General features: G+C 62.8%; 5 protein-coding genes and 1 pseudogene. 5 read left to right on the forward strand and 1 reads right to left on the reverse strand.

Translation table 11 applies throughout. The annotated features are described in order from the left end of the window. Positions 1-30 precede the first annotated feature (30 nt). Complete coding sequence (locus AC1DWI_RS13705; protein WP_477671454.1) at positions 31-972, forward strand: ion transporter; 942 nt, start codon at positions 31-33, stop codon at positions 970-972. Here AC1DWI_RS13705 and AC1DWI_RS13710 read toward each other — a convergent pair. Beyond that, positions 969-1,529 carry a YaeQ family protein gene (locus AC1DWI_RS13710; RefSeq protein WP_477671455.1) on the reverse strand — a complete coding sequence of 187 codons (561 nt, stop codon included), beginning with the start codon at positions 1,527-1,529 and terminating at the stop codon, positions 969-971. The genes AC1DWI_RS13705 and AC1DWI_RS13710 overlap by 4 nt on opposite strands. A gap of 116 nt (positions 1,530-1,645) precedes the next feature. Between AC1DWI_RS13710 and AC1DWI_RS13715 the strand changes: the two genes are divergently transcribed. From AC1DWI_RS13715 to AC1DWI_RS13730, 4 genes and pseudogenes are all read left to right on the forward strand, one after another. After that, a complete protein-coding gene (locus tag AC1DWI_RS13715) occupies positions 1,646-2,644 on the forward strand; it encodes an LLM class flavin-dependent oxidoreductase (RefSeq protein ID WP_477725027.1) in 999 nt (332 codons plus the stop codon). 58 nt (positions 2,645-2,702) lie between these two features. Then, positions 2,703-3,746, forward strand: a complete 1,044-nt coding sequence (locus AC1DWI_RS13720) for a methionine synthase (RefSeq protein WP_477725025.1) — start codon at positions 2,703-2,705, stop codon at positions 3,744-3,746. Between the two features lie 86 nt (positions 3,747-3,832). Then, the gene (locus AC1DWI_RS13725; protein ID WP_477725026.1) at positions 3,833-4,387 is read left to right on the forward strand and encodes a cupin domain-containing protein; all 555 of its coding nucleotides are present in this window, start codon (positions 3,833-3,835) and stop codon (positions 4,385-4,387) included. 178 nt (positions 4,388-4,565) lie between these two features. Continuing rightward, positions 4,566-4,965, forward strand: a pseudogene (locus tag AC1DWI_RS13730) (glycine zipper 2TM domain-containing protein); the annotation flags it as partial.

Genomic DNA, 4,965 nt, shown 5'->3' on the forward strand with positions numbered 1-4,965 from the left:
AACACGCGGCGCTTGCTGCGCTTTTCCTGCATGGCCAAACCCGCTCCGTCTCTTCCTCCTTCGCCTGACCTGGATGACAAGCCGCTCGACGGCTGGCGGCTGCGCCTGTACACCATCATCTTTGAGGCCGACACCCGTGCCGGACGGCTTTTTGACAAGACACTGATCGCCCTTATCCTGGTCAGTATCGCCGTGGTGATGGCCGACAGCGTGCAGTCGATCCATGCTTCGCACGGCCGGGCGTTCGCGGTGGTCGAATGGATCTTCACGCTACTCTTCACCGCCGAATACATCGCGCGCCTGGTGTGTGTGCGCAAGCCGCTGCAGTACGCGACAAGTTTTTTCGGCATCATCGATCTGGTCGCCGTGTTGCCAACTTACCTGGCGCTGTTCTTTCCGGAACTCCATGCGCTCATCGATGTGCGCGTGCTGCGGCTGCTGCGTGTGTTCCGTATCTTCAAGCTGGCTGCCTACGTGGCTGAATACCAGTCGCTGGGCCGGGCGCTGGCAGCGAGCGGCCGCAAGATTCTGGTGTTCCTGTCAGCCGTGGTCATGATGGTGCTGGTGATGGGTACCGTGATGTACGTGGTCGAAGGGCCGTCCAACGGCTTTACCAGCATCCCGACCTCGGTCTACTGGGCCATCAGCACGGTCACCACGGTAGGCTTTGGCGACATCACGCCCAAGACAGACCTGGGCCGGCTGATCTCGTCATTCATGATGTTGCTGGGCTGGGGCATTCTTGCGGTGCCCACCGGCATCGTCACGGCCGAAATGGCGGCGGAGCGGCGGCTGCAGCATCTGGCCTTGCCGACCACGCGCACCTGCCATGAATGCCTGACCGAAGGCCACCTGCCCGAGGCAGACTTCTGCTTTCATTGCGGGGCAGCGCTGCCGCTTTATCAGCATCAAGACCAGCACAAGGATTCCGGGGACGCGAAGGATGCATCCTCTCGGCGTCCTGGTGTTTAAGACGCGCCGGCCGTCAACCGGCGCGGCGTGATCTCTATCGACCCGAGCGCTGTACTCATCCACACCGTGCCGTCCTGCACCGTCACCTGCAGCTGCATGCTGCGCTCAGCCAATTTGGCCAAGGCCTGGCTTTCTGCCGCATCGATCTGCCAGACCACCAGGTTGGCGGCGCGGGTGAGCTTGGTTTCAATGTTCTTCCACCAGACCGGTGTACTGCTGGCAAAGCTGTAGACGCTGACCTTTTCGGCCCGCCCGGCGGCCTTCATCAGGCGCTTGTCGTCGGGCTGGCCGACGTCAATCCAGTGCAGGATCTGCTCGGTGTAGTCCTTGTGCCAGAGCGCGGCTTCATCCACGTCCCACAAGTCCTTGGCAAATTCAAGGTTGCCCTTTTTGTCGTCGGCCGGCACGTTGAGCGCGAAGGCCAGCAGGCGGATCATCATGCGTTCGTCGGCCTCCGACGGGTGGCGCGCAATGGTCACGCTGTGGTCGGCGTAGATGCTGCGGTCCATGTCGGACAGGGCTAGCTGGGCTTTGTAGATAGTGGCTTTGAGTGCCATAGGATTTACTTCTTTATCTCTGGTCTGGACGGGAACGAACCCTCTATTGGAACAGAGCGCAGAAGGGTAACCCCGCCCGAGCGGGATTTAACGGGTCTGGCTATAGTTTCCCGATGATCAGTCTTTCAGTCCTAGACCAGTCCGTCGCCGTCACCGGCCGCACGGAAGACGCCTCCATCCGCGAAACCCTGCAACTGGCCCGCCACTGCGAAGCGCTGGGCTACAAACGCTTTTGGGTCAGCGAGCATCACAGCCACCCCAGCATCGTCGGCTCGGCCCCCGAAGTCTTGATGGCAGCCATCGCGGCCACCACCAGCCGCATCCGCGTGGGCAGCGCCGGTGTCATGCTGCCGCACTATGCGGCGCTCAAGGTGGCAGAGCAGTTTCGGGTACTCGAAGCCATCGCGCCGGGCCGCATCGACCTGGGCGTGGGCCGCGCGCCGGGCTCGGACATGCGTACGGCGCGTTTGCTGAGCAGCGACCCGCGTCAGTCGGCCGAGAACTTTCCCATCCAGGTGCGTGAGCTGCAGGCCTGGCTGGCTGGCGTTGACCTGCCCGAAGGCCATCCGGGCCGCGGCGTGACGGCCAACCCCATGGGGCCGACCACGCCGGAGATGTGGATGCTGGGCAGTTCTGACTACGGCGCGCARCTGGCCGCGCACTATGGACTACCGTATGCGTTTGCTTACTTCATCACCGACGGGCAGGGCGCGGAGCAGGCATTGGACCTGTATCGGTCCACCTACCGGCCCAGCCCGCGCCACCCGACGCCGCAGGCGGTGCTCTGCGTCTGGGCGCTGGCGGCCGACACGGAGGCCGAGGCCTGGCATCACTTCTCGGGTCGCGAGCGCTGGAAGATAGACCRCAACCGCGGCGCGCTGGCGGCCCTGCCTTCGCCCGAAGAAGTGGCGCTGCGGCCGTATACGCCGGTCGAGCAGGCCGAGGCCGACAGGCTCAGGGCCAATGCGTTGGTCGGCAGCGGCCCGCAAGTTGCTGCCAAATTAAGGGCGTTGGCTCATACACTGGGGGTTGACGAGCTGGTCGTGATCACCTGGACACACGACCCCGTTGCCCGCAGGCGCTCCTATGAACTGCTGGCGCGGGAGTTTTTCTGAGTTTGAAACCGGCTACCCACAAAAAACACTGAACAAATATCGAGACAAGGACCACCCCATGCAAACGCCTCCTGCCACTCCGCTCTTTAGCGCCGCCATCGCCGGCAGCCTGCCCAAACCTGGCTGGCTGTCGGAAACCCAAAAACTCTGGCCTCAGTGGAAAAGTGAAGGCGAAGAACTCAGGCAGGCCAAGGCCGACGCCACGCTGCTGTGGATCAAGGTGCAGGAAGACGCGGGCCTGGACGTGATTGGTGACGGCGAGCAGTCGCGCCAGCACTTTGTGCACGGTTTTCTGGAGCAGGTTGACGGCATCGACTTCGAGCACAAGGTCAAGATGGGCATACGCGACAACCGCTACGACGCGATGGTGCCGCAGGTGGTGTCGCAGCTCAAGCTCAAGGGCCGGGTGCATGCTGCTGAAGCACGGCTGTTGCGCGCGCACACCACCAAAAAAATAAAATTCACCTTGCCGGGCCCGATGACGATTGTCGACACCGTGGCCGACCAGTWCTACGGCGACAAGGTCAAGATGGCSATSGCSTTYGCKGAGCTSCTGAACCAGGAAGCGCTGGCGCTGCAGGCCGACGGSGTSGACATCATCCAGTTCGACGAACCSGCSTTCAAYGTCTACATGAAGGAAGCCGCCGACTGGGGCGTGAGGGCGCTTGAGCGCGCGGCGCAGGACCTGACCTGCACGACCGCCGTGCACATTTGCTACGGCTACGGCATCAAGGCCAACACCGACTGGAAGGAAACCCTGGGCGAGGAATGGCGGCAGTACGAAACCGTGTTTCCGGCGCTGGCCAAAAGCACCATCCGCCAGGTCAGCCTGGAGTGCTACCACTCCCACGTGCCGCCGCACCTGATGGCGCTGCTTGAGGGCAAGGACGTGATGGTCGGCGTGATCGACGTCGCCAGCGAGGAGATTGAAACGCCCGAGCAGGTGGCCGACACCATCGGCAAGGCGCTCAAATATGTGCCCAGAAACCGATTGATTCCCTGCACCAATTGCGGCCTGGCGCCCATGGACCGCGAAGTGGCCCTGAAGAAGTTGCAGGCGCTGGGTGCAGGTGCGGCGCTGGCGCGGGAACGCTACAAGTAAGGTTGCTCAGCGCGCGCGGCATTGCTGCGCAGTGCGGGAGGCCGTTGTGCTGGACTGAATGCACGGCGCTGGTGTACGCTGGCAGCATGAGCAATGACCCCACGCTTCCGCATCATCCTCACGACCACGATCATTCCCACGGTCCTGGACACGCGCATCCTCACGCGCAGGGAGAAGCCGACCCGCCATGGAAGCACGACGGCGTGCGCGTGATCGCCGGCAATCAGCTTGATGGCAATACCGCACAAACACCCGGCATGGACAGGCGCGCCGCCATCAACTTCGCCCGCGTCGGTGCCCAAAAGCTCTGGGCCGGCACGGTGACCATCCACGCCGACGCCAAGACCGGCGCCCATCATCATGGTCATCTGGAAAGTGTGATCTATGTCATCCGGGGCAAGGCTCGCATGCGTTGGGGCGAGCGTCTTGAATTCACCGCCGAGGCGGGTCCGGGCGACTTCATCTATGTGCCGCCTTATGTGCCGCACCAGGAAATCAACGCCAGCCCGACCGAGGTGCTGGAGTGCGTGCTGTGCCGCAGTGATGGCGAAGCGGTTGCCATCAACCTCGATATCGATCCTGTGGAGAAGCCAGACACGGTGCTGTGGGTGGACCCGACCCATCCCCATGGGGGCGTCTAAAAATACGTGTAAAGCCTGGGTGAAGGCTGTATGAGGGCGGTGTGAACACGTGCTGAAGTGCGCAAAAGCGCACACTTTCACCTGAACGCGGAAAGCTTTCCTTACGAATGTCACTTCGTCCTACAGGATGTATCCGTCAGTGTTGTTACAACCGGGGCTCACACACAGGAGTTCCATCATGGACACCAACAACCAAGTTAATCAACCCGCCGTTCAACCCCAGCCTGCCTCGCAGCCGGGCTTCTCGCAACGCCTGCAGCACAGCAAGGCGCTTGTCGCCATCGTTGCCGTGCTCGGCGTGACCGTCATGGCGCTGGCCGCCGCGCTGGTCGTCAACCGGTCCGACGCGCAGCCGGGTGGATCGGCTGCCGCCAATGAACCTGCGCAAACTTCCAAGCTGGCGGCGGACACGTCCAAACACACGCAGCCCGCCAAGCCGCACACCAGCCCGGTCGTGGTCGCGCAAGCCTCGCCGCGCGCCAATGTCTGCGCAAGCTGCGGCACCGTCGAAGCTGTGACCCCTGTTCAACGCCAGGGCAAAGTGAATGGTGTGGATGTGGGTAACACCACCATCGGAC

Source organism: Polaromonas sp. P3_C2 (assembly GCF_056402675.1).

Bases quoted from the DNA above. Each gene is read 5' to 3' on its own strand.
- AC1DWI_RS13705 (WP_477671454.1), top strand. From the start codon at position 31: ATGGCCAAACCCGCTCCGTCTCTTCCTCCTTCGCCTGACCTGGATGAC.
- AC1DWI_RS13710 (WP_477671455.1), bottom strand. From the start codon at position 1,529: ATGGCACTCAAAGCCACTATCTACAAAGCCCAGCTAGCCCTGTCCGAC.
- AC1DWI_RS13725 (WP_477725026.1), top strand. From the start codon at position 3,833: ATGAGCAATGACCCCACGCTTCCGCATCATCCTCACGACCACGATCAT.